The 26,233-nt window shown below is 65.7% G+C and carries 27 protein-coding genes, 6 tRNA genes, 1 pseudogene and 1 riboswitch; of the genes and pseudogenes, 12 read left to right on the forward strand and 22 right to left on the reverse strand.

Annotation, left to right across the window (positions count from 1 at the left end):
• The 6 genes and pseudogenes from ASG92_RS29590 to ASG92_RS06085 form a co-directional block, all read right to left on the reverse strand.
• Positions 1-312, reverse strand: a pseudogene (locus ASG92_RS29590) (urocanate hydratase); the annotation flags it as partial.
• Positions 313-337: 25 nt separating this feature from the next.
• Complete coding sequence (locus ASG92_RS06065) at positions 338-1,252, reverse strand: ABC transporter substrate-binding protein (RefSeq protein ID WP_056625896.1); 915 nt, start codon at positions 1,250-1,252, stop codon at positions 338-340.
• A gap of 80 nt (positions 1,253-1,332) precedes the next feature.
• Complete coding sequence (locus ASG92_RS06070) at positions 1,333-2,052, reverse strand: ABC transporter permease subunit (RefSeq protein WP_056625899.1); 720 nt, start codon at positions 2,050-2,052, stop codon at positions 1,333-1,335.
• Entirely contained in the window at positions 2,052-2,702 is a 651-nt protein-coding gene (locus ASG92_RS06075) for an ABC transporter permease (protein ID WP_056625902.1), read from the reverse strand. Before ASG92_RS06075 ends, ASG92_RS06070 begins: the two co-directional genes overlap by 1 nt.
• Positions 2,699-3,805, reverse strand: a complete 1,107-nt coding sequence (locus tag ASG92_RS06080; RefSeq protein ID WP_056625905.1) for an ATP-binding cassette domain-containing protein — start codon at positions 3,803-3,805, stop codon at positions 2,699-2,701. Before ASG92_RS06080 ends, ASG92_RS06075 begins: the two co-directional genes overlap by 4 nt.
• Positions 3,802-4,533, reverse strand: a complete 732-nt coding sequence (locus ASG92_RS06085) for an IclR family transcriptional regulator (RefSeq protein ID WP_056625908.1) — start codon at positions 4,531-4,533, stop codon at positions 3,802-3,804. Before ASG92_RS06085 ends, ASG92_RS06080 begins: the two co-directional genes overlap by 4 nt.
• A gap of 212 nt (positions 4,534-4,745) precedes the next feature.
• Here ASG92_RS06085 and ASG92_RS06090 point away from each other — a divergent pair, with 212 nt between their 5' ends.
• Together ASG92_RS06090 and ASG92_RS06095 are read left to right on the forward strand one after the other, a co-directional pair.
• Positions 4,746-5,945 carry an allantoate amidohydrolase gene (locus ASG92_RS06090; RefSeq protein WP_056625911.1) on the forward strand — a complete coding sequence of 400 codons (1,200 nt, stop codon included), beginning with the start codon at positions 4,746-4,748 and terminating at the stop codon, positions 5,943-5,945.
• On the forward strand, positions 5,942-7,303 hold the full coding sequence (locus ASG92_RS06095; RefSeq protein ID WP_082579340.1) for a formimidoylglutamate deiminase: 1,362 nt from the start codon (positions 5,942-5,944) through the stop codon (positions 7,301-7,303). Before ASG92_RS06090 ends, ASG92_RS06095 begins: the two co-directional genes overlap by 4 nt.
• 12 nt (positions 7,304-7,315) lie before the next feature.
• On the opposite strand, the gene ASG92_RS06100 is transcribed toward ASG92_RS06095, so the two are convergent.
• Positions 7,316-8,317, reverse strand: coding sequence for a LacI family DNA-binding transcriptional regulator (locus ASG92_RS06100; protein ID WP_056625913.1), 1,002 nt, complete (start codon positions 8,315-8,317; stop codon positions 7,316-7,318).
• A gap of 150 nt (positions 8,318-8,467) precedes the next feature.
• On the opposite strand from ASG92_RS06100, the gene ASG92_RS06105 reads away from it, so the two are divergent.
• The 3 genes from ASG92_RS06105 (at position 8,468) to ASG92_RS06115 (ending at position 11,487) form a co-directional block, all read left to right on the forward strand.
• Positions 8,468-9,646: a Gfo/Idh/MocA family oxidoreductase gene (locus ASG92_RS06105; protein ID WP_056625916.1), complete on the forward strand. Its 1,179-nt coding sequence runs from the start codon at positions 8,468-8,470 to the stop codon at positions 9,644-9,646.
• Positions 9,643-10,650, forward strand: coding sequence for a sugar phosphate isomerase/epimerase (locus tag ASG92_RS06110; RefSeq protein ID WP_056625919.1), 1,008 nt, complete (start codon positions 9,643-9,645; stop codon positions 10,648-10,650). The genes ASG92_RS06105 and ASG92_RS06110 overlap by 4 nt, the downstream gene beginning before the upstream one ends.
• A gap of 192 nt (positions 10,651-10,842) precedes the next feature.
• Positions 10,843-11,487: a TIGR03085 family metal-binding protein gene (locus tag ASG92_RS06115; RefSeq protein ID WP_056626066.1), complete on the forward strand. Its 645-nt coding sequence runs from the start codon at positions 10,843-10,845 to the stop codon at positions 11,485-11,487.
• Positions 11,488-11,575: 88 nt separating this feature from the next.
• Here the strand turns inward: ASG92_RS06115 and hisF are convergent, their stop codons facing one another.
• From hisF to ASG92_RS06185, 14 genes are all read right to left on the reverse strand, one after another.
• Positions 11,576-12,352, reverse strand: a complete 777-nt coding sequence (gene hisF, locus ASG92_RS06120; protein WP_056625922.1) for an imidazole glycerol phosphate synthase subunit HisF — start codon at positions 12,350-12,352, stop codon at positions 11,576-11,578.
• A gap of 68 nt (positions 12,353-12,420) precedes the next feature.
• Positions 12,421-13,281, reverse strand: coding sequence for an ATP phosphoribosyltransferase (hisG, locus tag ASG92_RS06125; RefSeq protein WP_056625924.1), 861 nt, complete (start codon positions 13,279-13,281; stop codon positions 12,421-12,423).
• A 57-nt stretch (positions 13,282-13,338) separates the two neighbouring features.
• Positions 13,339-13,602 carry a phosphoribosyl-ATP diphosphatase gene (locus tag ASG92_RS06130; protein ID WP_056625926.1) on the reverse strand — a complete coding sequence of 88 codons (264 nt, stop codon included), beginning with the start codon at positions 13,600-13,602 and terminating at the stop codon, positions 13,339-13,341.
• Positions 13,603-13,717: 115 nt separating this feature from the next.
• Complete coding sequence (gene ribH / locus ASG92_RS06135; RefSeq protein WP_056625931.1) at positions 13,718-14,200, reverse strand: 6,7-dimethyl-8-ribityllumazine synthase; 483 nt, start codon at positions 14,198-14,200, stop codon at positions 13,718-13,720.
• Between the two features lie 18 nt (positions 14,201-14,218).
• Positions 14,219-14,920, reverse strand: a complete 702-nt coding sequence (ribA, locus tag ASG92_RS06140) for a GTP cyclohydrolase II (RefSeq protein ID WP_056625932.1) — start codon at positions 14,918-14,920, stop codon at positions 14,219-14,221.
• Positions 14,917-15,630: a 3,4-dihydroxy-2-butanone-4-phosphate synthase gene (gene ribB, locus ASG92_RS06145; protein ID WP_056625934.1), complete on the reverse strand. Its 714-nt coding sequence runs from the start codon at positions 15,628-15,630 to the stop codon at positions 14,917-14,919. Before ribB ends, ribA begins: the two co-directional genes overlap by 4 nt.
• Positions 15,627-16,268 carry a riboflavin synthase gene (locus ASG92_RS06150; protein ID WP_056625935.1) on the reverse strand — a complete coding sequence of 214 codons (642 nt, stop codon included), beginning with the start codon at positions 16,266-16,268 and terminating at the stop codon, positions 15,627-15,629. The genes ribB and ASG92_RS06150 overlap by 4 nt, the downstream gene beginning before the upstream one ends.
• Entirely contained in the window at positions 16,268-17,380 is a 1,113-nt protein-coding gene (gene ribD, locus ASG92_RS06155) for a bifunctional diaminohydroxyphosphoribosylaminopyrimidine deaminase/5-amino-6-(5-phosphoribosylamino)uracil reductase RibD (protein WP_056626069.1), read from the reverse strand. Before ribD ends, ASG92_RS06150 begins: the two co-directional genes overlap by 1 nt.
• A gap of 186 nt (positions 17,381-17,566) precedes the next feature.
• A riboswitch (FMN riboswitch) is annotated at positions 17,567-17,714 on the reverse strand.
• 133 nt (positions 17,715-17,847) lie between these two features.
• Positions 17,848-18,504 (reverse strand): ribulose-phosphate 3-epimerase, encoded by a 657-nt coding sequence (gene rpe / locus ASG92_RS06160; protein WP_056625938.1) that lies wholly within the window; start codon positions 18,502-18,504, stop codon positions 17,848-17,850.
• A 28-nt stretch (positions 18,505-18,532) separates the two neighbouring features.
• Positions 18,533-20,125, reverse strand: a complete 1,593-nt coding sequence (locus tag ASG92_RS06165; RefSeq protein ID WP_056625941.1) for a transcription antitermination factor NusB — start codon at positions 20,123-20,125, stop codon at positions 18,533-18,535.
• A complete protein-coding gene (gene fmt / locus ASG92_RS06170) occupies positions 20,122-21,042 on the reverse strand; it encodes a methionyl-tRNA formyltransferase (RefSeq protein WP_056625946.1) in 921 nt (306 codons plus the stop codon). The genes ASG92_RS06165 and fmt overlap by 4 nt, the downstream gene beginning before the upstream one ends.
• Positions 21,039-21,611, reverse strand: coding sequence for a peptide deformylase (def, locus tag ASG92_RS06175; protein ID WP_056625948.1), 573 nt, complete (start codon positions 21,609-21,611; stop codon positions 21,039-21,041). The genes fmt and def overlap by 4 nt, the downstream gene beginning before the upstream one ends.
• Positions 21,612-21,697: 86 nt before the next feature.
• Positions 21,698-22,543 (reverse strand): cytochrome, encoded by an 846-nt coding sequence (locus ASG92_RS06180; RefSeq protein ID WP_056625951.1) that lies wholly within the window; start codon positions 22,541-22,543, stop codon positions 21,698-21,700.
• Positions 22,544-22,638: 95 nt separating this feature from the next.
• Positions 22,639-22,710: transfer RNA gene (locus ASG92_RS06185), tRNA-Val, on the reverse strand.
• A gap of 274 nt (positions 22,711-22,984) precedes the next feature.
• Here ASG92_RS06185 and ASG92_RS06190 point away from each other — a divergent pair.
• From ASG92_RS06190 to ASG92_RS06215, 6 genes are all read left to right on the forward strand, one after another.
• A tRNA-Gly gene (locus ASG92_RS06190) sits at positions 22,985-23,057 on the forward strand.
• A 47-nt stretch (positions 23,058-23,104) separates the two neighbouring features.
• Positions 23,105-23,175, forward strand: a tRNA-Cys gene (locus tag ASG92_RS06195).
• A 38-nt stretch (positions 23,176-23,213) separates the two neighbouring features.
• Positions 23,214-23,288, forward strand: a tRNA-Val gene (locus tag ASG92_RS06200).
• A gap of 57 nt (positions 23,289-23,345) precedes the next feature.
• Positions 23,346-23,418 (forward strand) — tRNA-Gly (locus tag ASG92_RS06205).
• 51 nt (positions 23,419-23,469) lie between these two features.
• Positions 23,470-23,541, forward strand: a tRNA-Val gene (locus ASG92_RS06210).
• 141 nt (positions 23,542-23,682) lie between these two features.
• Positions 23,683-23,928 (forward strand): antitoxin, encoded by a 246-nt coding sequence (locus ASG92_RS06215; protein ID WP_240987029.1) that lies wholly within the window; start codon positions 23,683-23,685, stop codon positions 23,926-23,928.
• Positions 23,929-24,051: 123 nt separating this feature from the next.
• On the opposite strand, the gene zapE is transcribed toward ASG92_RS06215, so the two are convergent.
• A complete protein-coding gene (zapE, locus tag ASG92_RS06220; protein WP_056625954.1) occupies positions 24,052-25,089 on the reverse strand; it encodes a cell division protein ZapE in 1,038 nt (345 codons plus the stop codon).
• A 220-nt stretch (positions 25,090-25,309) separates the two neighbouring features.
• On the opposite strand from zapE, the gene ASG92_RS06225 reads away from it, so the two are divergent.
• Positions 25,310-26,230, forward strand: coding sequence for a sulfurtransferase (locus ASG92_RS06225; RefSeq protein WP_056625955.1), 921 nt, complete (start codon positions 25,310-25,312; stop codon positions 26,228-26,230).
• Positions 26,231-26,233: the final 3 nt, after the last annotated feature.

Below are 26,233 nucleotides of genomic sequence, written 5' to 3' on the forward strand. Positions count from 1 at the left end.
CGCCAGCAGCACCCGCGGCGCCCACTCGTTGGTCCGGAACACACCCACCGGCTTGCCGGACTGGACCAGCAGCGTCTCGTCCTTCTCCATCGTCTCCAGCGTGCGGGTAATCGCGTCGAACGCGGCCCAGGACCGGACAGCCCGCCCGGTGCCGCCGTAGACCACCAGGTCATCCGGGCGCTCGGCAACTTCCGGGTCCAGGTTGTTCATGAGCATGCGCAGCGGGGCTTCGGTCTGCCAGGACCTGGCGCTAAGCTCGGTGCCGCGGGCTGCTTTGACCGGGCGGGCACCGGTGGTGAAATCGGCAGTCATCTTGTCTCCTTGGTCCGGTTGCGGCTTAGGCCAGGTTCTTGGACTTGAGCCAGTCCTTGGCGATGTCGCCCATGTCTTCAAACTTCGCGGCGCGGCCGTTCATCTGGATGAGGTCCTCAGTGGTGAGGGCCGCTGAGACCTTATTCAGGACCTCCTTGACGGTGTCAGTCGCTTTCTTCTCGTTGACCACGGGGACAATGTTCTCGGAAAGGAAGAGGTTCTTGTCGTCCTCCAACGCCACCAGGTTGTTAGCGGTAAGCGCCGGATCGGTGCTGAAGAGGTCGGCAACCTGGATCTGGCCTGAAAGCAGGGCGTTCAGCGTCAGCGGGCCGCCGGCGTCGAGCGCTGAGAACTCCTTGAACTCAAGGCCGTAAACGGACCTCAGACCGGCAACGCCGTTGACGCGGGTCTTCCACTCCGGCGGGCCGCCCAGCACCAACTCCTTGGCGACCGGCTTCAGGTCACCGATCGTCTTCAGGGAGTACTTGTCCGCAATGTCCTTCTTTACAGTCAGGACGTCTTTGTCCTGGGCACCGGATGCCTCCAGCAGCGCCAGCCCCGCGGGGAGCTTGGTTGTCAGTTCCTTGGCAACGTCCTCCGGGGAAGATGCCTTGGTTTTGGGTGCGAGATACTGCAGCAGGGCGCCGCCGTATTCGGGCATCAGATCGATCGAGCCGTCCTTCAGCGCCGGAATGGTGACTTCACGGCTGCCGATACTCGGCTTCTCCTGGACTTCGACGTTCTTGGCCTTCAGCGCCTCGGCGTAGATCTTGGCGATCAGCTGGCTTTCCGGGAAGTCTGCGGAACCGACGATGATGCCGGATCCCGGCTTTCCTGCGGACTGGGTGTTGGAGCTGCTCAGCGGATCTCCGCCGCCGCAGGCGGTCAGGGTTAGGGCTGCGACGGCGACCGCCGTCAATCCGGTCAGGTACTTTTTCATTTCAATTCTCCTAATTAAGGGCAAGCAGTGGCCAGGTCCTGCACGAATGCTGTGCCGGTACCGATCGGGGGCCGGTAAAGTCAGGCGGCGGCCGGGATGAGCGGGGCGTCGGACGGGGAGGTTACGGACTTGAGGGGGCGGCGGGTCAGTCCGGGTGAAACAACCCGCCGTGTGATGAAGGCCAGCAGCTGATCAAAAAACAGTGCAAGCAAGGCGACAAGAACGGCACCGGCGACCATCTGGCTGAAGTCGTTCTGTGCTTTGCCGTCGATCAGCAGCCGTCCCAGGCCGCCCAGGGAAATGTAGGCGGCAATGGTGGCCGTGGAGATGATCTGGAGCAGCGCGCTGCGCACCCCGGACAACATCAACGGCAGCGAACATGGAAGCTGGACATCGGTCAGGATCTTCATGGTGCGGAAACCCATACCCCTGGCGGCGTCGACGGCCGCGGCATCAACAGCCCTGACGCCGGCGTAGGTGTTGGTCAGGATGGGCGGAACGGCCAGGAGGACCAACACGATCAGGCTAGGCAGGATGTAGCCCATCTTGGACGGAAATGCGGGCGAGATCAGCAGGACCAGCAGGATCAGCAGGCCCACGCTGGGAAGGGCCCGAAGGGCATTGGCCAGGCCGGCGATCATGAACACGCCTTTGCCGGTCACTCCGATGTAGATGCCGAGTGGAATGGCAAGGATTGCGGCTATGCCCAGGGCGATCATCGAGTAGAGCAGGTGTTCGCCAAGGAGCGTGGGAATGCCGTCGGCGCCGGCCCAGTGTGCGGGGTCAAACAGGTAGTTCATTACGATGCCACCACCTTGGGGGTCCACGGTGTCAGCCACCGGTTGAGCAGGATAACGATGCCGTCAAGAACCATTGCGAGGATGACGCAGAGAATGATTCCGGCGATGATCGGCGTGAAGAACCGCAGCTGGAAGCCCTGGGTAAAGAGCGAGCCGAGCTGGGGAATGCCCAGAAGTGCAGCCACGGATACGAGGCTGACGTTGGAGACTGCCGCCACTCGGAGTCCGGCGCTGATGACTGGAACGCTCACCGGCAGTTCCACCTTGAGAAAGCTCTGGTAGGCGCGGTAGCCCATGGCTTTCGCCGCCTGGACCGTGTCTTCCGGGACCGAGTCGAGGGCATCTGCCACCACCCTGACCAGCAGCGCCACGGTGTAGATGGTCAGCGCGGCAATAATGTTGATCGGGTCCAGGATCTTGCTGCCCAGCACGAGCGGCAGCAGAACGAACAGCGCCAGCGACGGCACCGTATACAGGAGCCCCGCCACGCCGACCAGGAAGGGGTAGACGGCCCGCTGCCGGCGTGCCCACCAGCCCAGCGGCAAGGCAATGAGGAGCCCTAGGATCAGCGGCGTGACGGAAAGGAAGACGTGCCAACCGAGCAGAACCACGATGTTGTCGAACTGGCGTCCGAGCCATTCAAAGTTCATCGCGCCGTCTCCAGGTGGGGTTCCGCCTCGATCGCCTTGATGACGTCCGTGGCGGTTACGGTTCCCAGCAATTCCCCGGAGGAATTGACGACGACGCCGCGGCGGCTGGGAGAGGAGAGAGCCGCATCCAGCAGCTGGCGCATTGTTCCCGCCGATGACGCGGACGTCCCGCTGAGGTTGAGGTCTTCGCGGCGGACTTCGACGGCGATTCGCTCGGGCTGTGCCCAGCCCAGCGGTTTCCGGTTGCTGTCAACCACCAGCACCCAGGCACCGGAGGCCTTACTCCGTGCCTCCTCGGCGGGGGCGCCGAGCTGCACGAAGGCCTCCTCGCGGATGTCCACGGCACCGGACGAATCCGTGAATCCGAGGGAGCGGTAGCCCCGGTCGCGGCCGACGAAGTCTGCGACGAAGTCGTCGGCGGGCGCGGTCAGCAGTTCGGACGGCGTGGCCATCTGGGCCAGGTGCCCGCCGACGCGCATCACGGCTACCTGGTCGCCGAGCTTGAGTGCCTCGTCGATGTCGTGGGTCACCATGATGATGGTCTTGCCGATCTCCTTTTGAAGCCGGAGGAATTCGTCCTGGAGCTGGGCCCGGACCACGGGGTCAACAGCACTGAACGGTTCGTCCATGAGCATGAATGCCGGGTCGGCGGCGAGTGCGCGGGCAACTCCGACGCGCTGCTGCTGGCCGCCGGAGAGCTGCCACGGGTAGCGCTTTTCGAAACTGGCGGGCAGCCCGACGCGTTCCATCAGTTCAAGGGCCCGCATCTTGGCTTTCTTGGGGTTCTCCCCGAGCAGCAGCGGCATTGTAGCGATGTTGTCCACGATGGTGCGGTGCGGGAAGAGTCCCGCGTGCTGGATGACGTAGCCGATCCGGCGGCGCAGCAGTGCCGCGTCCATGCCGGACGTGGGCTGGTCATCGAGGTAGATAGTGCCGCTGGTGGGTTCAATGAGGCGGTTGATCATCCGCAGTGAGGTGGTCTTGCCGCAGCCCGACGGTCCGACCAGAATGGTCAGCTTCCCGGTGGGCGCTTCAAGGTTCAGCCCGTCGACGGCAACCGTGCCGTCCGGATAGGCCTTGGTGACATTTTCAAACTTGATCATTTCTCTTCCATGCTTTCCTGGGGCAGTTCATGGTCTTCGGAGGGCTCGGTGAGGATGTTGTCGGCCACCCTCACAAGCTCCTCGCCAATGTTTTTGGCCTTCGCCTCGTCCAGCCGGTAGCTGGGTACCACGATGCTCAGGGCGGCCACGGTGCGGCCACCAATCACGATCGGTGCGGCGACGGCTGTGATGTCGTCTTCAACGCCGCTTCGCACAATCGCGAAGCCGCGGTCTGGCTGGCCGCCTGTCAGGACCTGCCCGGCGGCGGACCCTTCCAGCGGGATGCTCCTGCCGACCCAGCTGGTATGCCGGACGGAGCGGGTACCTTCGACAATTGCTATGTAGATTCCGGTGTCCCCAGGACCGGGAATGCTGAGATAGCAGGACTCGCCTGTCTTGGCCACCAGCCGTTTCATGTGCGGGGTGCAGAGCGAAACCAGTGACTCCTGGCCCAACGCCAGGGCTCCCAGCTGGATGACGCTTGCGCCGGGGCGGAAGTTCCCGCCCGGATCCCGTGAAACGAAACCGCTGCCTTCCAAAGTGCGCAGGAGGCGGAGGGCCGTGCTCGCTGACAGGTCCACGACGCGGGCGGCGTCGCTCAGGGTGAGGGAGCCGTCAGTACACACTGCACTGAGCAGCGCCAACGCCCGCTCCACCGTCCGTGTTGAAGAATCTGCAGCCACTTTATGACCCGCTTTCAAGTGGTCCGAATCACTTTGTCTTGCCACTAAGTAAAAACCAACTTTCACCCGATGGCAATAGGTGCCCTCCATATTTCACAGGTTCTTCATCAAGCCGGGGTTGATCGGCGCCGTGTGCAACGCTCCCGTTTCGGCCAGGTTTCAGCCTTGTTAACTGTCCGGACCTCCGCCTCAGAGCCTTGTCATGCAGTGGAAAGTGGTTTTTACTTGGTGGCAGTTCATACCAATCGGAGGTTCATTTGGAAACCGTCACTCAGCTCCTTGATTCGATCAAGGATGTGGGCCGTGATGCGGTCCGCGGAGGCTATTCCCGCGCTGTCTATTCGACGGCGGAACTCGACCTGAGGGCGTGGTTCATCGAACAGGCGCTCCAGCGTGGCCTGGCCGTCGAGACCGACCGCAACGGCATTATCTGGGCGTGGTGGGGCAAACCCCAGGACGGCGCCCTGGTCACGGGAAGCCATCTCGATTCGGTACCCGGCGGCGGCGCCTTTGACGGCCCGCTCGGCGTCGCATCGGCACTCGCCGCCGTCGACATCCTTCGGGCCCGCGGAAAAGTGCCGAGCCGGTCCCTGGCCATCACGGTGTTCCCGGAAGAGGAGGGCTCCCGCTTCGGTGTGGCGTGCCTCGGTTCCCGCCTTCTCACCGGAGCCATCGACGTCGACAAAGCGCGGAACCTGCGCGACGGCGACGGCAACACGTTTGCGGACGTCGCACGGTTGAACGGCCTCGACCCCAGGTATGTCGGTCCGGATCCCCAGGCCCTGGCCCGGATCGGAGACTTTGTTGAACTGCACGTGGAGCAGGGCAAGGGCCTGGGCACGGGCGGCCCCGCCATCGCCGTCGGAAGTTCCATCCTGGGGCATGGCCGCTGGAAGCTGAGTGTCAGCGGCCAGGGCAACCACGCCGGGACCACCCTGATGGCTGACCGTGCGGATCCCATGGTCGCGGCGGCACAGATCATCGTCGCCGTACGCGACGCCGCCGCAGCGCAGCCGGATGCGCGTGCCACGGTGGGGCGCCTGCTGCCGGTGCCCGGCGGCACCAACGTCATTGCCTCCCGCGTGGACATGTGGCTGGACGCCCGCCATCCCGACGATGCCGTGACCGCCCGGCTGATCGAATCGATCTACGGCGCCGCCCGGCAGATCGCGGCGGGCGAAGGATGCTCCGTTTCCCTCACGGAGGAGTCGTACAGCGGCACTGTCCATTTCGATCCCGGCCTTACCCAAAGAATCAGCCGGATCCTGCCCGGCGCCCCGGTGCTGGCTACCGGTGCCGGCCACGACGCCGGGGTGCTCTCCGCCTATGTGCCGTCCGCGATGCTTTTCGTCCGCAATCCCAGCGGCATATCGCACTCGCCTGAAGAGTATGTTGCCGATGAGGACGCCAATGCCGGCGCCGGCGCCCTGGCCGATGTCCTGGAGGGCCTGCTGTGAGCGGGTTCTGGTGCGAGTCGGCTGTTGTGGCGGGCGACGGCGGAACCGGCGACGGCGGTCCTGTTGTGCTCGCCGGGGTGCGGCTGGAAGTACGGGACGGCCGCATCGCGGCGATCAGTTCCGGTGCGGAGCCGCAACCTGGCGACCAGGTGCTGAAGGGCGTCGTTTTTCCGGCCGCGGCCAATGCCCATTCCCACGCCTTCCACAGGATTCTGCGCGGACGGACGCATGACGGACGCGGCGACTTCTGGGTGTGGCGCGAGCAGATGTACAAGAGTGCCGGGGAGCTGACGCCGAAAACATACGAACAACTGGCCAGTGCTGTGTTCGCGGAAATGGTGGTCGCTGGCTTTAGCAGCGTGGCCGAGTTCCACTATGTGCACCACCAGCCGGGCGGGACTCCCTACGTGGAACCGCATGCCATGGAACTGGCCCTGGCCCGGGCGGCAGTGGCGGCCGGAATCCGCCTGACCCTTCTGGACACGTTGTATCTGGCGGGAGGGATCGGCACGCCGCTGAGTCCCGAACAGTCGCGGTTCGGCGATGCCGGCGTCCAGGCCTGGCTGGACAGGCTCGGCTCGCTCCGGGCGAAAATAGCGCAGGACTTTGCCCCGGATATGGTGAGCGTGGGGGCCGCCCTGCATTCCGTCCGCGGTGTCCCGGACCCGGACCTGAAAATCGTCGCCGAACAGTTGCCGGCCGATATGCCGCTTCATATCCATCTGAGCGAGCAACCGGCTGAAAACCAGGCCTGCATTGAGGCGTATGGGGTGACCCCGACCGGCCTGCTGGCCAGGCACGGATTGTTGTCCCATCGGCTCTCCGCTGTCCACGCCACGCACATGACGCAGAACGACATCGAACTGCTGGGCGCGGCAGGCGCCACCGTCGTGATGTGTCCGACCACCGAGGCCGATCTGGCCGACGGGATCGGCCCGGCCCGCGCCATGTCCGATGCCGGGGCAACCATCGCGCTGGGCACGGACCAACACGCCATCATCGATCCGTGGGTTGAAATGCGCGCCCTGGAACACGGACAACGTCTGGGCTCGGGTGAGCGGGGGCGGTTCTCCCCCCAGGAGCTCCTGCATGCCGCCACGTCCGGGGCCGCAGGCTCCATGGCCACTCCTGTCGCGCAGGAGGCTTTGCACATCGGTGCGGTCTGCGACCTGATGGCCGTGGCTTCTGATTCGGCCCGCACCGCGGGGTCCGTAGCGCAGCAGCTCCCGTTCAGCGCCACCGCCAGCGACGTCACCGCCGTCGTCATCGGCGGGGCGTTGGTGGCATCCAACGGCATCCACCGCCGACTGGGCGACCCGGGCCGGCTACTCACTGCCTCCTTGAAGGATTTCTCTTGAACCCGCGTGCTCCTACAGGGCAGCCGTGGAGGCCCTGATCACCAGTTCCGGCTCCACCAGCATGGTTCCAATCTGCACCGCACGGTCCTCCATGCGATTCAGCAGGGCCTTCGCGGCCCCGGCGCCAACCTCCGCGTTCCGGCCGTCAATTGTCGTGAGCCGCAGCAGGTTGGCAGATGCCAGGGGCGAATTGTCGTAACCGATGAGCGACAGCTCCTCCGGGATGCGCCGGCCCCTGTCGCGGGCGGCGCCGGCCGCGCCTAGGGCCATGGTGTCGTTGGCTGCAAAGATCGCGGTGAGTGAGGGGCTTTCATCCAGCAGCTTCAATGCAGCCTGGTAACCGTCAGATTCCGTGGTGAGCCCCTGGCCCCGGGCGATGTGTGGCCGCAGCCCGCGTTCCCGCATGGCGGTGTCGTACCCCTGGGCACGCAGGCGTGCTGCGCCGCCGCCGCCGGAAACATGCCCGATTTCCCGATGGCCCAGTCCGATCAGGTGTTCGGTGGCAAGACGTCCACCCATCATGTCGTCGTTGGCCACTACGTCGGCGCCCGGAACGGCCATGTCACGGTTTCCGGCGACCACCACCGGCACGTCCACGGCGGCGAACATCTCCTCTGTTGGCTCGGTTGCGATCACGATGCCATCCACACGCAGCGACATGAGGCCGTCCACGGGTGTCCGGTCAAGGTGCGCATTGAACGAAGGGTCAGCGACCGCCACCCGGAACCCCAGGGGCGCCAGCTGATCGTGCAGTCCGGCCAGCAAGTCAACGAACCAGAGGTTCCGGTAATCATCCAGGACCACGCCAATGGTGCGGGACCTGTTGCCGGCCAGCGTCGCGGCAGCGCGGCTGGGACGATAGTTCAGCCGTTCAATGGCTTCCTCGACGGCGGCGCGGCGCGCCGGGGACACGCCCGGCGCACCCCGCAACACCAGCGAGACCAGGGACTTTGAAACGCCGGCCGCGGAGGCTACGTCATAGATGTTCGGGCGTCTGCCGATTTCTTGCGTCACCCCTCCATTGTGACTCAGCCTTGCCTAGTTTTGAGATATTGACAGGACAAAGTTCCAGCTCTATCGTGTTTCTGGAGCGCTCCATTTTTATCCCATCTTGATAGCGGCTAAGCCGCGCAACCTCGGCTGAGTTTCGAAGGAGAAAACCAAATGCCCAAAGATATCGGCGTTGCCGTCATAGGGGCGGGCATGGCCGGCAAGGCCCATGCCGCAGCCTTCCGCACCGCGTCCGCACTGTACAACCCCGTTCTTCCGCCCATCCGGCTGGTCTCGATCGGCGACGTCAACGCCGAATTCGGCTCGCTGGCTGCCCGCCGCTTTGGCTACGAGCGCAACGACACGTCATGGCAGGCAATCGCCGAAGCCGATGACATCGACGTCGTCAGCGTGGTCATCGCCAACTCCCTCCACCGCGAAGTGGTGGAAGGACTGCTCGCCGCCGGCAAGCACGTGCTGTGCGAAAAGCCGCTGAGCGACTCACTGGAAGACGCTCGCGCCATGGCCGATGCGGCCCGTAACGCCTCCAGCATCGCCCGGATTGGCTTCACCTTCCGCCGCACCCCCGGCATCGCCTACATCCGGGACCTCATCCGCACCGGCGTCCTCGGCAAGGTGCTACACTTCAGCGGCCGTTACTGGACCGACTACGGCTTCAGCCCGTCCGCACCCATGAGCTGGCGCTACAAGGGCGGGCCCGGCTCCGGTGCACTTGCCGACGTCGGAAGCCACCTGGCCTACGTTTCCGAGTTCCTCTGCGGCGACATCAAGTCCATCAGCGGCGGACGCCTGAGCACTGTGATCGGCAAGCGCCCGCTCCCGCTCGGCGCCGTCATGGGCCATGACCACGCAGCTGTCAGCGACACCTTCGAGGCTGTAGAGAACGACGACTACGCAGCATTCAACGCAGAGTTCGAAAACGGTGCCGGCAGCTTTGAAGTTTCCCGTGTCGCCGCCGGCCACGCCAACAGCCTTAACTTCGAAGTGTTCTGCGAGAACGGTGCTGCCAAGTTCGACCAGCGCCGTCCCGCCGAAATCCAGCTCTTCCTCAACGATGGATCCGGCAACGAGAACGGCTACCGCCAGGTGATCCTCGGCCCGGGCCACCCCTACATCGCGGGCGGCCTCGCCATGGACGCCCCCGAAGTCGGCTTCGGCCAGAACGACGCGTTCGGCTACCAGGCCCGCGCGTTCCTCGAAGAGGTTGCCGGCCTCAGTGAAGAAGAATCCCTGCCCCGCTGCGCCACGTTCGACGAGGGCGTGCGCAACATGGAACTGCTCGGCGCCGTCACGGAATCCGCGCTCAATAACGGAAAGAACATCACGCTATGAAACTCGGCGTCTACAACGCAATCCTGCACGACCGGCCGCTTCCCGAGGCCCTCAAGGTCATCGCGGACCTCGGGCTGACCGGCATCGAAATCAACACAGGCGGCTTCCTGCCGGCCGTCCACGTCCCCAACATGGACCAGATCCTCGAAAGCGACGCCGCCCGCGACGACTACCTGGCGATCTTCGAGGGGACCGGCGTTTCGATTGCAGGCCTGAACTGCAACGGCAACCCGCTGCACCCGAAGCGTGAGATCGGCGAGAAACATGCCGAGGACATCCGCCGCTCCATCCGGCTGGCGCACCGGCTGGGACAGGACCGTGTGGTCACCATGTCCGGCCTGCCCGGCGGGGAACCCGGAGCCACCGTGCCGAACTGGATCGTCAACGCCTGGAACTCGGCCGCACTGGACGTGCTCGACTACCAGTGGGGCATCGCCGCCGACTTCTGGAAGGAGACTGACCGCCTCGCCGCCGACCACGGCGTTAAGGTGGCCCTCGAACTTCACCCGCAGAACATCGTGTTCAATACGGCCGATGTCCACAAGCTCATCGAGCTCACCGGGGCGACCCATGTGGGTGTCGAGCTGGACGCCTCGCACCTGTTCTGGCAGCAGATGGACCCGGTCGCCGTGGTCCGTGAACTCGGTCCGCTGGTCTTCCAGGCCGCCGCGAAGGACGTCCGCGTCAACACCGGGAACGCCGCTCTCTACGGCGTCCTCGACAACAGCTTCCGCCGGCTCTCGCCGGAGGAGAACCGCACCAACCTCGGCGGCGACGAGTGGGCCAACGAATGGCCCAAGAACGCGGCATGGGACTTCGTCGCCCTCGGCAAGGGCCATGACGTCGCGTACTGGACCGAGTTCCTCCGTGCCCTTCGCGAAGTCGATCCGAACATGCTCGTCAACATCGAGCACGAAGACGTCGAACTCGGCCGCATCGAGGGCCTGGAGGTTGCCGCCAAGGTTCTCAAAGACGCCGACGCCGCCCTGAGCGTCTCGGCCTGACAGGCGTTGGGCCGCCGCCACGGCGGCCCAACGTCGGCCCAACGTCGGCGCCCGTCGGACTGCTCTCCGGCTCTCGTTTCCCCCGCACGCCGCATGCCCCTGCACCACTCACGGACCAGTATGAAGAACCCAACAAATTCACGCGTGGACACACTGCGCAAGTCCCCCGGCGACGTGCTAGTTTCACAAGTGATGCATTTCGTCGATCCGTCCCGAGAAGTCCTGGCCGAAACCCTGTTGGCGGCCGGTCCTGACTCCCCCACGCTCTGCAGGGGCTGGAAGACCAAGGACCTGGCAGCCCACCTGTACCTCCGCGAGCGTAAGGCGGCCGTCGGGCTGGGGCTGATCATCAAGAGCCTGTCCAGGGCGTCCGACAAAGCCACCGCCAAGCTGGCCGCGAAGATCAAGACCGCCGATGAGTACACGGAGCTGGTGAACACCTTCCGCTCGGGTCCGCCCGTCCTGTCGCCGATGAAGATCAAGGCGCTGGATGAGACCTCCAACCTCATTGAATACTTCGTCCACACGGAGGACGTCCGGCGCGCCGTCGACCGCTGGGCACCGCGCGCCCTCGACGAAGAATACTCCGCTGCGCTGTGGGACGAACTGATCAAGCGCGCAGCCATCCTGTACCGGGGCGTCGACCTCGGCATCGTCCTGGTCCGCCCCTCGGGCCCGCGTCACGTCGCTAAACGCGCGCCCGTGTCCGTTGCCATCGTCGGCGAGCCCGGCGAGCTGCTCATGCACGCCCACGGCCGCACCCGCCATGCCCTGGTCACCTTCGAAGGCCAGCCGGACGCCGTCGCGCTCCTTCAGTCCGCCGAAGTGGGCCTCTAATCCGCCTCTAAGCCCAACTGGCTCGCATTTGTTGTCGTTTTGAACGCTCTAAACGACCACAAGTGCGAGTCAGTTGGGATGGAACGAGTCAGCGGACTTCGAACCCGGCCTCTCGGATTGCGGCCTTGACCTGCGACATCATGTCGTCCGGGCCCCAGTGGAAAATCGACGCGGCCAGCACGGCGTCCGCACCGGCCTGCACTGCGGGCGCGAAGTGCGCAGGCTCGCCGGCACCGCCGGAGGCGATGATCGGAACCTTGACTGCGGCCCGGACCAGCCGGATGAGCTCGAGGTCGAATCCGTCCTTGGTGCCGTCGGCGTCAATCGAGTTGAGCAGGATTTCCCCGACGCCGCGGTCGGCAGCTTCCTTCGCCCAGGCGACGGCGTCGATTCCGGTGCCCTGGCGGCCGCCGTGCGTGGTGACCTCAAAGCCCGACGGCGTGGGCTGGGAACCGGGGCGCGTGCGGCGGGCGTCCACGGACAGCACCAGCACCTGGGAACCGAAATGGCGGGTGATCTCGTCGATGACATCCGGCCGGGCCACGGCTGCCGTGTTGATGGAGGCCTTGTCCGCGCCAAAGCGGAGCAGCTTGTCCACCTCGGCCACGCCGCGGACGCCGCCGCCGACGGTCAGCGGAATGAACACTTCCTCAGCGGTGCGCCGGACGACGTCGAACGTGGTTTCCCGGTTCCCCGACGATGCGGTCACGTCTAGGAAGGTCAGTTCGTCCGCGCCGGCGTTGTCGTAACGGTGCGCCAGCTCCACGGGGTCTCCGGCATCGCGGAGCCCTTCGAAGTTGATGCCCTTGACCACGCGGCCGGCATCAACGTCCAGGCACGGGATGACGCGGACGGCTACAGCCATGACTTCTCCTGTTGTACTGCAGAGGTGTGCTTTTGGACTGCCGGCGGGGCGGCGTGGGAGGAAGCGGGTCAGATCCGGCAGGCGTGGATGCTGCTGACCAGGATCGCGCGGGCGCCGAGGTCGTACAGCTCATCCATGATCCGGTTGGTTTCCTTCTTGGGCACCATGGACCGGACGGCAACCCATTCCGAATCGCGCAGCGGCGAAACCGTGGGCGACTCGAGTCCGGGGGTAAGTGCGGCAGCCTGTTCGACAAGTTCCTTGCGGATGTCGTAGTCCATCAGCACGTACTGGCGCGCCACGAGGACACCCTGGAGGCGGCGGATCAGGACTTCGATTTCCTTCGCCGTGCCGTTCGCGGCGCCACCCTCGCCGGTACGGCGGATGAGGACGGCCTCGGACTTGAGGATGGGCTCGCCGAAGATCTCCATGCCGGCGGCCTTGAGCGTGTTGCCGGTTTCGACGACGTCGGCAATCGCGTCAGCGACGCCGAGCCGGACGGAGGACTCCACGGCTCCGTCCAGGCGGACCACCCTGGCCTTGATGCCGCGGTCCGCCAGGTAGTCGCGCAGGAGGCCGTCGTAGCTGGTGGCGAGGCGCTTGCCCTCGAGTTCCTCCACACTGGAGAAATCGCCGATCGGGCCGGCGAAACGGAAGGTGGAGGCGGCAAAGCCGAGCGGAAGCAGTTCCTCCGCTTCAACCTGCGCGTCCAGGAGGAGATCGCGGCCGGTGATGCCGACGTCGAGCGTTCCCTGCCCCACGTACACGGCGATGTCGCGGGGGCGGAGGAAGAAGAATTCAATGTCATTGTCCGGGTCCACCATGACCAGCTCGCGGCTGTCACGGCGCTGGCGGTAACCGGCCTCGGAGAGCATGGCGGAGGCGGCTTCGGACAGGGATCCCTTATTGGGTACGGCTACACGCAGCATTGGAGGTCTTTCTGGGGTTGGAAGTCTTGGATCAGCAAACGGGCCACGCGGACGCGGCTACAGATGCTTGTAGACGTCTTCCAGGCTGAGTCCTTTTGCAAGCATCAGAACCTGCAGGTGGTACAGGAGCTGCGAGATCTCTTCGGCGGCGGCGTCGTCGGATTCGTACTCCGCAGCCATCCAGACTTCGGCTGCTTCCTCCACGACTTTCTTGCCGATGCCGTGGATTCCGGACTCCAACTCGGCAACGGTGCGGGAGCCCTCCGGACGGGTGGCTGCCTTCTCACTGAGCTCTGCGAACAGCGTCTCGAAATTCTTCACGCCCTCCAGCCTACTTGCTCCGGGCCGGACGCCGCCTGTCGGGCGCTTGCATGACGGCGGGGATGTGAGCGAATACACACGGTGCGCGTGTCCGCCTCCATCCCCGCCGGGCGTATCAGTACTGCTTGAGCAGCAGTGCGGTGGTCAGCGCGGCGGTGGCTGCCTCGTGCCCCTTGTCTTCGGATGAGCCCGGCAGTCCGGCCCGGTCCAGGCCCTGCTGTTCGGTGTCGCACGTCAGTACGCCAAACCCGACCGGGACGCCGGTGTTGACGCTGACGTCGGTGAGTCCCGACGTCGCGGCCTGGCAGACGTAGTCAAAGTGCGGCGTTCCGCCGCGGATGACGACGCCGAGGGCAACGACGGCGTCGAAGTGCGGTGCCAGCCGCGCGGCGGCCACGGGAAGCTCGAAGCTGCCCGGCACGCGGACGACAGTGGGCTCGTTGATGCCCGCGTCCTTGGCGGCCCGGAGGGCTCCGTCCAGGAGCCCGTCCATGATCTGGGTGTGCCAGCTGGCGGCAACAATGGCCAGCTTCAGCTGCGACGTCTCCGCAGGGTTGAGGGTGGTGAGGTCGATCTGGGGTGCGCCGTGTCCGCTCATAAAGTGATCCTGATCCGTTCAGTCTTGTTCGTGTTCAAAAGTGTTTGTGCCGCTGCCGGGCACTCCTGCGGTCTGGGCGTCCAGGGTGAGCAGGTGGTCCATGCGGTCCTTCTTGGTCTGCAGGTACCGGATGTTCTGTTCCCGGGAGGGCACTTCAGTGGGGACCATCTCCACCACCGTCACGCCGGCCTTGGCAAGGCGGTTCTGTTTGTCCGGATTGTTGCTCAGCAGCCGGATCTCATGCATGCCCATCTCGGCCAGGATCTGCGCAGCGGCGTTGTAGCACCGCGCGTCAACCGGCAGTCCCAGCTGTTCGTTAGCCTCGACGGTGTCGAAGCCGGCCTCCTGCAGGGCGTAGGCCTTGATCTTGTTGGCCAGGCCGATTCCGCGGCCTTCCTGGCCGCGGAGGTACAGGAGGGTTCCGCCGTTCTCTTCGATCAGCTCAAGGGCGTACGCAAGCTGCTCGCCGCAATCGCAACGGTAGGAGCCGAAGACGTCCCCGGTCAGGCATTCCGAATGCAGACGCACCAGGGGTGCCTTGCCGTCCTTGGGAGGGTTGGGTGAGCTGACCGCGAGGTGCTCTGCGCCCGTAACCAGATCGGTCCATGCCTGCGTCACGAAGTTCCCGAACGCACCGGGCAGCTGGACCACGGGGCCGGCACTCACGGGATGCGGTGTCCGCCCGTTGCTGCTGGCCTCCGTTGCTTGAGATGCCGTCATCGTCTTGCTCCTTCTCCGGCCGGACTCGCTTCCGGACTGCTCTCCTGTGAAGATACACGGTCGTTAGCCTCCAGGTAGGCCACGAGGTCCTCAATCGAAATCAAGGGGCAACCGTGCTCGGCGGCGAAAACCCGCAGGCCATCCAGCCGCATCATTTCGCCGTCGTCGTACACAACCTCGGCGATCACGCCCACCGGTTCCAGTCCGGCAAGCCGGCATAGTTCCACGGCCGCCTCGGTGTGGCCGGGGCGTTCACGCACTCCCCCCTTAACGGCCCGCAGCGGAAAAATATGCCCGGGGCGCGTCAGGTTGTCCGGGCCGCTGGCCGGATCGGCGATGATCCGGGCAGTCAGCGCCCGGTCCGTTGCCGAGATGCCGGTGCTTACTCCCGTGGCGGCGTCGCACGAGACGGTGTAGGCGGTGCCCTTGGCGTCCTCGTTGACCTGCACCATGGGAGGCAGTGCCAGGGCGTCGGCGCGCGGACCGTCCAGCGGAACGCAGATGACGCCAGAGCTGTAACGGATGGTCCATCCCATCAGGGCCGGAGTGGCATGCTGCGCCGCGAAGATGATGTCCCCCTCGTTTTCGCGGTCCTCATTGTCCACTACCAGCACGGGCCGCCCTGCCGCCATCGCCCGGACTGCGTCCTCGATCGGATCAAGGGTCAGGGTGCCCGATACGGCCGGGTCAAGCCTTGCCGCCGCGCTCACTGCTGGTCCTCCGCAACTTCGGCGCCGCGCCCGCTGAATGCCAGCAGGCGTTCGGTGTACTTTGCGAGCACGTCAACCTCCAGGTTCACCCTGCTGCCGGCAGCCTTTGCGCCCAGGCCGGTATCGGCGAGGGTGGTGGGAATGAGGCCAACTTCGAACCAGGGGGCAGTTTCGGCAGCGGGGCTGACGGCGGTGACGGTGAGGGAAACGCCGTCAATGGCGATTGACCCCTTTTCCGCGATGTAGCGTGCGAGCCGCAGCGGCACACCGAACCGCAGCCGCTCCCAGTTTCCCTGGGGTTCGCGCTCGAGGAGTTCGCCGACCCCGTCCACGTGCCCCTGCACCACGTGTCCGTCGAGGCGGCCGCCTGCCGGGACACAGCGCTCCAGATTGACGGCGTCACCCGCGGAAAGTTCACCGATGGTGCTGCGGACGAGGGTCTCCCCCATGACATCCACGCTGAAATCCTTGCCGTCGATGGCCGTGGCCGTGAGGCACACGCCGTTGACGGCGATGGATCCGCCCAGCGGCAGCCCGTCAGCGGTTCCGGGGGCGTGCAGGCGCAACGTTGCGCTCGTGTCGCCGTTCCGGTCCACGGACAGGACCTTCCCCTGTTCGGCAATAATTCCGGTGAACATCAGTAGCCTCCCATGGCTGTGCCCGCTGTTGCGCGGGCCGGTAGTGAATCGGTTGAGGTTGACTGGGCCGCCGACGGCGGCTGCGTTGTTTCATGGGGTCCGGTCGCCGTTTCCGGCAGCAGGTGCAGCCGCAGGTCCCTGCCCAGCAGCTGGACCGCGCCGCCGGAGGCGGCATCCCACTCCCAGCGCTGGGCCCCGGCAAGCGTTCCGATGCCCAGTCCGTTGAGGGCGGGCGTCCCGGAACCAAGCAGCGTGGGCGCCAGATAGACGATGAGTTCGTCCACGAGTCCTTCGCCGAGGAAGGCGCTCAAGATCCTGGATCCGCCCTCCACCATGACGTGCCGCGCGCCTGCCGCAAACAGCTGGGCCAAGGCTTCATGGGGATCCCGCGTGGGCAGGTGCAGGACCTTGCCGTCGTCACCGCGCACCGCGGCGTCCGCCGGAACGTCGCGAAGCCCCATGACGGCCCGCAGCGGCTGTTCGCCCGAGGCATCGCCGTTGGCGTCCCTCGCCGTGAGCCGCGGGTCGTCCACCAGGACTGTCTGCGTGCCGACGAGGATGGCGTCGATCCGGCGCCGGGTGGCGTGGTTGTCGGCCAGCGATTCCGGGCAGGAAATCCACTGGCTCGTTCCGTCCTCGGCAGCTATGCGGCTGTCCAGGGTCTGGGCAATGTGCAGCGTGACGAAGGGGCGCTTCGCCTCGACGGCCTGGAACCAGCGGCGGTTCAGTTCGAATGCACGCTCGGCTGCCAGTCCGCTGCGCACACTGACGCCGGCGTTGCGGAGGGTGGCAGCCCCGCCGGCTGCGGGATCGTGGGGGTCATCGACGGCGTAGACGACGCTGGTTATTCCGGCGTCGATGATCGCCTGCGCGCAGGGTCCCGTGCGGCCAACGTGGTTGCAGGGTTCGAGCGTGACCACCATGGTTGCCCCGCGAAGATCCACGCCGGTGCTGATCGCCGTCGCAATCGCATCGGCTTCGGCGTGGGCGGTGCCCGCTCCCCGGTGGTAGCCCGTCACCAGATGCCTGCCGTCAGGACCGACGACGACGGCCCCCACCAAGGGATTGGCACCGCGCGGCCCCTGCAGGGCGGCGTCCAAGGCTTCGTCCATCGCGGCGGTTTCGGCGGCGCTGAAGACGTGGATCGGCTGGCTGCCCACTATGAAACCGCCAGATCCGGCGACACGGTACGAGTGTCCATGCGAGTGTGTCGTTCCTTCCCTCTAGAGCCTCTATGGCTCCGGGGGTATACGACAGCGAAATGCTGCGACGTCCGTGGGACGTCACAAAATACAGCTGTACGCGCTTCTCTCATCCAGACTTTAACTGTCGGTACCGGAATTTCACCGGTTCAACCGTCCGCCGGGCTTTCCTGGGAAAACGCCGGCTCGCGGGTCGCGGACTGTCACCGCCGGTTCGGACTTACACCGACCCCGGAGCACGTAATGTGTGTTGCTATTGTGGCACAACCTTGCGGATGGTCCGGTTATTCCCGTCCATGAACTGTCACAGAATCCGTAACCTCGGCCCGCACGGATATGGCTAGCGAGCCGAGGTTCCCCGTCGGGAGAGTTCCCGGTTAGACGGTTCCGGCCTTGCGCAGGCGGTCAATTGCCTCGGACGGGTCCGCTGCACCGTAAACGGCCGATCCGGCGACGAACACATTCGCGCCGGCCTCTGCGGCACGCAGGATGGTTTCCTCCGTGATGCCGCCGTCCACCTGGAGGGCAACATTGACTCCGGACCCCTCGATGGCGGCGCGCGCCCGGCGGATCTTCGGCAGCGTGAGGTCCAGGAACGCCTGTCCGCCGAAGCCGGGCTCCACCGTCATGATCAGCAGCATGTCCAGCTCAGGGAGCATGTCCAGGAACGGCTCCACGGGCGTGGCGGGACGCAGGGCCATCCCGGCCTTCGACCCCCGTCCCCGCAGTTCCCTCGCCAGCTTGACCGGGGCGATCGAGGCCTCCGCATGGAACGTCACGGAAGCCACTCCGGCATCCGCGTAGCCCGGGGCCCAGCGGTCCGCATCGGCGATCATGAGGTGCACATCCAGGGGAACCGGGCTGACGGCCTGGATCCGCTGCACCACCGGGAGCCCGATGGTCAGGTTGGGGACAAACTGGTTGTCCATCACGTCCACGTGCACCGAATCAGCGTTGCTGATTCTCTTCAGCTCGGCTTCAAGGTTCACGAAGTCGGCGGAGAGGATGCTCGGGTTGATGCAGCACTGCGGCATGCGGGGTCCTTTCGCGGGGTGGGGAAGTTCAGGGCTTCTTGCGGATGAGTGCAAGGAACATGGCATCCGTGCGGTGAATGTGGGGCCACAGCTGGGCCGTGAGCTCGTGGCCGGCGTCAAGGTGCCCGGTCAGGCTGACAGCATCCAGCGCCCTTCCGGCGTCCAGCAGTTCGAGGTCGTCGCGCTTGCGCAGTGCATCGGTGACCACCGCCGTGGTCTCGGCCGGGTGCGGTGAACACGTCACATAGGCCACAACCCCGCCGGGTTTCACCGCGTCCAGGGCCGACTTGAGCAGCTCCCGCTGCAGCGGTCCGAGATCGGCCAGGTCCTTGGGCGTGCGCCGCCACCGCGACTCGGGCCGGCGGCGCAGGGCGCCGAGTCCGGTGCAGGGTACGTCGACGAGCACGCGGTCGAACGCTTCCGGCTGTTCCTGGCCGACCTCCCGGCCGTCGCCTGTGCGCACCTTCCACACGCCGGACGGGACGGCGGACAGTGCCTGTCTGACCAGTTTGGCCCGGTGCGGGGCCGGTTCGTTGGCGAGCAGGGTGGCGCCGCGCTCATTGGCCAGCGCCCCGAGCAGGGCGGCCTTGCCTCCGGGGCCGGCGCACAGGTCCAGCCAGGCTTCGGCGGTCCCCTCCGGGCCGTTGCCTTCCGCGCCGCTGCCTTCCGTAGTGCTCAGCGGCAGCGCAGCCATGGCACGGGCCACGAGCTGGGAGCCGACGTCCTGGACGCGCGTGGTTCCTGCCCTGACCGAGGAAAGCCGGCCGAGGTCGCCGCCGCTGGACAGCGCGGAGCCTTCGACGAGTTCGCCGGGCGAGGCTCCGTTTTCGAGGGCTTCGTCCAGGCTTCCGAGCCCGGGAAGGGCCACGAGGTTGACTACCGGGGCAGCGTTGTCCGCCTCCAGGAGATCGTTGATTTCGGTGACCGGCCTGCCGTGGGCCACGAGGGACTGCCTGAAGGCACGCACGATCCACTCCGGATGGGCGTACCGGACCGAGGCCACCTTGGTTGGATCCTGCTCATCGCTGAGCAGCAATTCCAGCCATTCCTCCAGCGTGTGTGCGGAGACCTTGCGCAGCACGGCATTGATCAGGGCGGAAGGTCCGGCCCCGATCACGGCGCGGGCCAGGCCCACAGTCTGGTCGAGCGCAGCATGCGCCGGAACGCGCATGGCCAGCAACTGGTGCGTGCCAATGCGCAGCGCATCGAGGACGGCGGGGTCCAGCTGGTCCAGCGGCCGGTCCACGCATCGTGCCAGGACCGCGTCATACGTGCCTTGTCCCCGGAGGGCGCCATAGCTCAGTTCCGTGGCGAAGCCGGCGTCGCGCTTGTCCAGGCCGTGGTGCCGGATCCTCGCCGGCAGGACAAGGTTGGCGTACGCGTCCTCGGCGGCCACCGCACGCAGCACTTCGAAAGCGACCAACCGGGCCGGATCGGCGCGCCGGGTGCGCTGGGACGGCGCGTTCTCGGTGTAGCTGCGCTGCGGCCCGCGGTTGCGCTCCCGGCCCTGCGCGTTGCGCCGGCTGGCTCCGCCGCCCCGCTGGCCGCCGCCCTGGCCGCCCTGTCCCGCTCGCTGGGGCCCCCTGCCCCGGCCGCTGCCGCCTGTCCCGGACTCGCTCATTCGAACACCACGCTTTCAAGGGAAGCTTGTCCGCGGGCCCAGTCGGCCGCGGCCATCATTTTCTTGCCCGCAGGCTGGACCCGGGTCAGCTCGACGGGGTGCGAGCCGGTTCCCACCAGCACGCTCCTTCCGTCCAGCGCGAGTGTGCCCGGCACCCGCGCGGCAGCCTCGGGCCGCAGCAGCACCGGCTCAAGTTTCAGGCGCTGGCCGTCGAAGGTGGTCCATGCCCCCGGCTCCGGCGTGACGCCCCGGGCGCGCCGGCCGACGGAAAGGGCCGGTTCCGACCAGTCGATCCGGCCGTCGTCGATGGTCAGCTTGGGGGCGAGGGTAACCTCGCCATGCTGCGGCCGCGGGGAGGCCGCGCCCGACTCGACAGCGGACAGTGTCTGGGCCAGCAGCACGGCGCCGCTGTGCGAGAGCCGCTCCAGCAGCCCACCGGACGTGTCGTCGGGGCGGACGGGTTCGGTCAGCGTGCCGATCACCGGGCCGGTATCCAGCCCCTCCTCCAGGAGGAAGGTCACCGCTCCGGTGACGTCGTCGCCGGCAATGACAGAGCGCTGCACGGGTGCAGCACCGCGCCAGGCCGGCAGCAGCGAAAAATGCAGGTTGATCCAACCATGCTGGGGAATGTCGAGGGCAGCACGCGGCACAAGTCCGCCGTACGCCACGATGGCGGCCACGTCCGGACGGACTGCCGCAATCCTGGCGGTGACGGCGTCGTCCACACGCGCGGCGTGTATGACTTCGAGTCCGAGCTCGGCGGCACGTGCCGCAACGGGCGACGGCGTGAGCACGCGTTTGCGCCCGATCGGCGCGTCCGGCCGGGTCAGCACCGCGACGACGTCGAAGCCGGCGGCGACCAGCGCATCAAGGGACGGTACGGCTACTGCCGGCGTTCCCGCGAAGAGGACCCTCATCCGGCAGCGCCAAAGCTGCCGCCGCCGAAACTGGAGCCGACTGTCTTGGCGCGCTTCGCCGTCGTCCGTTCCGTGATGGAGTCGTAGTTGGCGTTGCGGATGGAGCGCAGCGCTGCCTTGCGGTCCTCGCCCTCAAGGCGGTCCGTGTACAGAATGCCGTCAAGGTGATCGGTTTCGTGCTGGAAGCAGCGGGCCAGCATTCCCTCTGCCTCCACGGAGACGGGGTTTCCGTTGACGTCCACCCCGGTGACGCGCGTGGCGCGGTAGCGGCGGACGGGGAAGCCGAGGCCCGGGATGGACAGGCAGCCCTCCATTTCGTCAGGCTGGAAGTCGTCGCTGTTTTCCAGCACCGGGTTGATGACGTGGCCCTCAACGCCGCCGATCCGGTAGGTGAACACCCTGAGGCTGACGCCGACCTGGGGCGCGGCCAGGCCGGCGCCTTCCACGTCTTCCATGGTTTCGGTCATGTCGGCAACGAGCCTGACAAGCTCCGGCCCGAATTCCGTGACAGGGTCGGCAACCGTGCGCAGCACGGGGTCGCCGATGATACGGATATTCAGAATTGCCATGTGCAGTCATTTCCTCACGGTGGGCGTTAACGGATCCTGTCCAGTTTAGTTGCTGCGGCCGGAACCGGCGCCGCCCGGACCGCGGCTCAGGCGAACACTGGCGGTGCCACCGGCAGCAGCGCAGGTCCTGCACTGACCGTGTCCGCAGACATCTCCCACACGCGGCGCAGCGCGCAGAATTTCCACCAGTGGTGCCGCAGCACGTCCGGATTCGCCCTCACCGGGCGCACTTCAGTTTCGCCGATGGCGACGGCGAGCAGCACGGGAGAATCACCGTGCCGCCAGGGTTCCCACTCCCCCGCCACGGCATCCACGAGGCTTTCCTCAGCCTTCATGCCTGCGACGAGCTGCATGACCACTTTGTCGTCCAGCGGTTTGACCTGGCCGTCGCGGGTGGTTCCTTTGGTCTTGTAGTCAATGAGGCAGGTCCGCCCGTTGATCCGCGCCACGAGATCCAGCGTTCCGGCGTACCCCACCGTCTTGTTCCACACCGTAATCTCCGGCGCCAACGGTTCGACCCGGAACAGCTCCCACCATTCGTCGAAACGGGCCGCGAAGGCCTCTTCACCGTTGGACGCCAGGGCTTCCCGCGTTTCCTTCATCCGGTGGGTCCGGCCCAGGGCACGCAGCGCAACCTGTTCGCAGTAGTTGTGGACGCGGTCCCCGCGCTGGGCTGCTTCGTCGCGGTAGGCCTCGGCTGCCTTGGCTGCACGGTTCACGGCCTGCCGGACCTTTGCCGGGCTGCCCAGGATTTCAGGAAGCGACGGATCCTTGGCGAGACTGCTGGCGCCCATGTAGCCGAACCATCCGTCCAGCCCGTGGGGCTGCTGGCCGATGACTGTGGTGATGGACGGAACCGAGAACGCTTCCGTGGTGGAGCGCGCGTACATCCGGCCGTATTCCGTGGCGTGGGCGAGGAGTGGATCAGTCATGGCAAAACTCTTTCACGGGGGGCTGACAATAAGTCCGGAAACAGAAAAGTCCGCTCCGCCGGGTTTTATCCCGGGCGGAACGGACCATTCATCGGTGGGCGATACTGGGTTCGAACCAGTGACCTCTTCGGTGTGAACGAAGCGCGCTACCACTGCGCCAATCGCCCCGATGCATTTGAATGCTAGCCGACGATGCGGGGTTTTCGGAAATCGGGCCTCCCGGGCATGGAACCCGCAGGGAAGGCCGGGTCCACGCCGGACTCCCTGGCCTGCGGAATTACAGGTCTGTAATTCGAAAATTTCCCTAGAATTCAAGGAAGTAAGGGGGTGTGCGTGACCGCGTCATGCCCCGATTTGGAGATTCCCTGAACCTCCTATAGAGTTTTTACTCGTTGGAACGCGAGGAAATGCCGATCACGGCAAGGAATCAGCGCTCCGAATGCGGACGTAGCTCAGCTGGTAGAGCACCACCTTGCCAAGGTGGATGTCGCGAGTTCGAATCTCGTCGTCCGCTCGCAGGACACTGTCACGGCAAAGATTCCTTGGAATCGACGCTTACACGGTGGGTTGGCCGAGAGGCGAGGCAGCGGCCTGCAAAGCCGTATACACGGGTTCGAATCCCGTACCCACCTCGGTGAAAACCATGGTTTCCGGTCTGACCGGATGCGATGGGCGATTGGCGCAGCGGTAGCGCGCTTCCCTGACACGGAAGAGGTCACTGGTTCGATCCCAGTATCGCCCACCAGAGCAAGGCAACTTGCTTGTTGTTGAACGTCCGGCCATGCCGGTACGGACATCATGCGCGGACGTAGCTCAGCTGGTAGAGCACCACCTTGCCAAGGTGGATGTCGCGAGTTCGAATCTCGTCGTCCGCTCTCTTGATCCTTCGGGATCCGAACCCAGGATTCAGCCGGTCTTCCGGTTCCGGGCGATTGGCGCAGCGGTAGCGCGCTTCCCTGACACGGAAGAGGTCACTGGTTCGATCCCAGTATCGCCCACGATTGAAGCAGCTCCCCGGAGCTGCTTTTTTCTTGCCCTCACACCGTTTGACAATTTCTGTCAATAGATCCTTGGCAGCCACCGCCCCGGCAGCTAGGATCGAATGCGGAGGAGCGAACTGGCTCCGCGATTGAAGGGAGGTGCTCGTGGGACTGATTGACGATCTGAAGGGCAAAGCTCAGGGTCTGATCCGCGGCAACGAGCAGGCCATCAAGGACGGCATCGAAAAAGCGGGCGACTTTGTCGACTCGAAGACAGGCGGCAAGTATGCCGGCCATGTAGATAAGGTCCAGGATGGCGCTTCCACCTTCGTTGACGACGCAGACGGAACGCCCAACCAGGCTCCGGCGGGCCAGGTAGTGCCGCCGGACGAGAAGGCTCCGTAACCAGGATTTGCCCGGGCTCTGCCCAGACACGTCAACCGGGTGCCGGTCGGCCGAGAGGCGGCGCCGGCACCTTTGGCGTTTAAAGTCCTGCCTTAACGCCCGGGAATACCGCGGAAGACTTTCCTAGGACGGCTCGTGATTCTGGCCTTCACGGGCCAGTGCCGTCAGGCGGGAGACTGCCCGGAAGTACTTCTTCATGTAGCCGCCGGTCATCATTTCATGCGTGAAGAGCTGGTCGAACGGCACGCCGCTGGCCAGGATCGGAACGTCCTTGTCGTACAGCCGGTCCGCCAGCACCACGAACCTCAGCGCCACGGCCTGTTCGGTAATGGTCTCCACATCGCGCCAGACAACGCCGTCCACGCCGTCGATGAGTTTCCGGTAGCGGCTCGGGTGGACGCCTGCCAGGTGGGCGATCAGGGTCTTGAAGTCGTCCTCCGCAACTGTCTGGCCGTCGAACTCCGCCTTCATGTGGGCGTGAAGTTCGCTGTTCCGCAGGGGCAGCGGGGCCGCGGGCAGGCCACGGTGCCGGAAGTCCTCGCCGTCGATCCTGATGACATCGAACTGGTCGGCCAGGACCTGGATCTCCCGCTGGAAGTCGACCGCGGCGAAGCGGCCGTCGCCCAGGGACCCGGGCAGCGTGTTGGAGGTGGCAGCGAGTTTGACGCCGGCGTCGGCGAGTTCGCGCATGAGCCGGGACATCAGGACGGTGTCGCCCGGGTCATCCAGCTCGAACTCATCGATGCAGACAAGCTTGTACGAACTCAGCGCCTCAACGGTTTTCCGGAAGGACAGCGCTCCCACCAGGTTGGTGTACTCCACGAACGTGCCGAAGGCCTTGGGGCCGGGCGCCGCGTGCCACAGCGAGGCGAGGAGGTGGGTTTTCCCGACGCCGAAACCACCGTCGAGGTAAATGCCGGCCCGCGATGTGTCCTTCTTGGCGAAGAGCCGTTTGAACAGTCCCGCCCCGTCTCCCGCGCCAACACCGCCGGCAAAAGCCTCGAGGGCATGGACGGCCGCTGCCTGGCTCGGCTGCGAATGATCGGGCCGGTAGCTTGCGAAGGACACCTTCCCGAACCTTGGTGACGGGTAGAAACCTTTGAGGAGCTCATCCACCGACACCGCCGGTGTCCGGGTGGCAAGCTTTTCAATCTGTACCAAGGTGGTCCGTTCTGCTGGTGACTTGTCCCCAGACAGGATACCGGCATTGACGGCGCCGCCCCGATGTGAGAGCGCCGGCCGTCCCCCGCCGTGACCAAGCGCACATTTCGCCCTGTTAACGAGGGGGAGCATTCACCGCAGGCCGTGGCTAGGGTTGAGGCAGTGACCGACCGGCTCTTACGGCGGTCCGACGTGACCGTTTCAGTGAAAGGCCATACGAATGTCCTACCCAGTTGAACAGAACGAGAAGTTCACCTCCTACGCCCACCCGGAGCGGCTCGTCTCCACGGAGTGGCTCGCCGCCGCCATCGAGGGCGGTGCGCTCGGCAACGGAAAGCTCGTGGTGGTGGAATCCGACGAGGACGTCCTGCTGTACGAGACCGGACACATCCCGGGCGCGGTCAAGGTGGACTGGCATACGGACCTGAACGACGAAGTGACCCGGGACTACGTGGACGGCAACGCTTTTGCCGCCCTGGCAGCGGCCAAGGGCATTTCCCGCGACACCACCGTGGTGATCTATGGGGACAAGTCCAACTGGTGGGCCGCCTACGCCCTCTGGGTGTTCACCCTCTTCGGCCACGAGGACGTCAGGCTGCTCGACGGCGGGCGGGACAAATGGATCGCCGAAGGCCGCGAGCTGACAACCGACATTCCGGCGCCGGCGGCCGGTGACTATCCCGTCGTCGAACGCAATGACGCACCCATCCGCGCGTTCAAGGACGATGTCTTCGCACACTTTGGCAAGCCACTCATCGATGTCCGCTCCCCCGAGGAGTACACGGGCCAGCGCACGCACATGCCCGCCTACCCCGAGGAGGGCGCCCTCCGCGGCGGCCACATCCCCACGGCGGCGTCGATCCCTTGGGCACGTGCGGCAGCGGAGGACGGCACCTACCGCACCCGGCCCGAGCTTGAGGCGCTCTACCTCGAGGAAGCCGGACTGGCTGAAGGGGACGACGTCGTGGCCTACTGCCGCATCGGCGAACGCTCAAGCCACACGTGGTTTGCGCTGAAGTACCTGCTCGGATTCGAGACGGTCCGCAATTATGACGGTTCCTGGACGGAGTGGGGCAACGCCGTACGCGTGCCGATCGTCAAGGGAGCCGAGCGCGGATCCGTTCCGGCTGCCGCCAGGTAAGCA

Source organism: Arthrobacter sp. Soil736 (genome assembly GCF_001428005.1).
Lineage (GTDB): Bacteria > Actinomycetota > Actinomycetes > Actinomycetales > Micrococcaceae > Arthrobacter.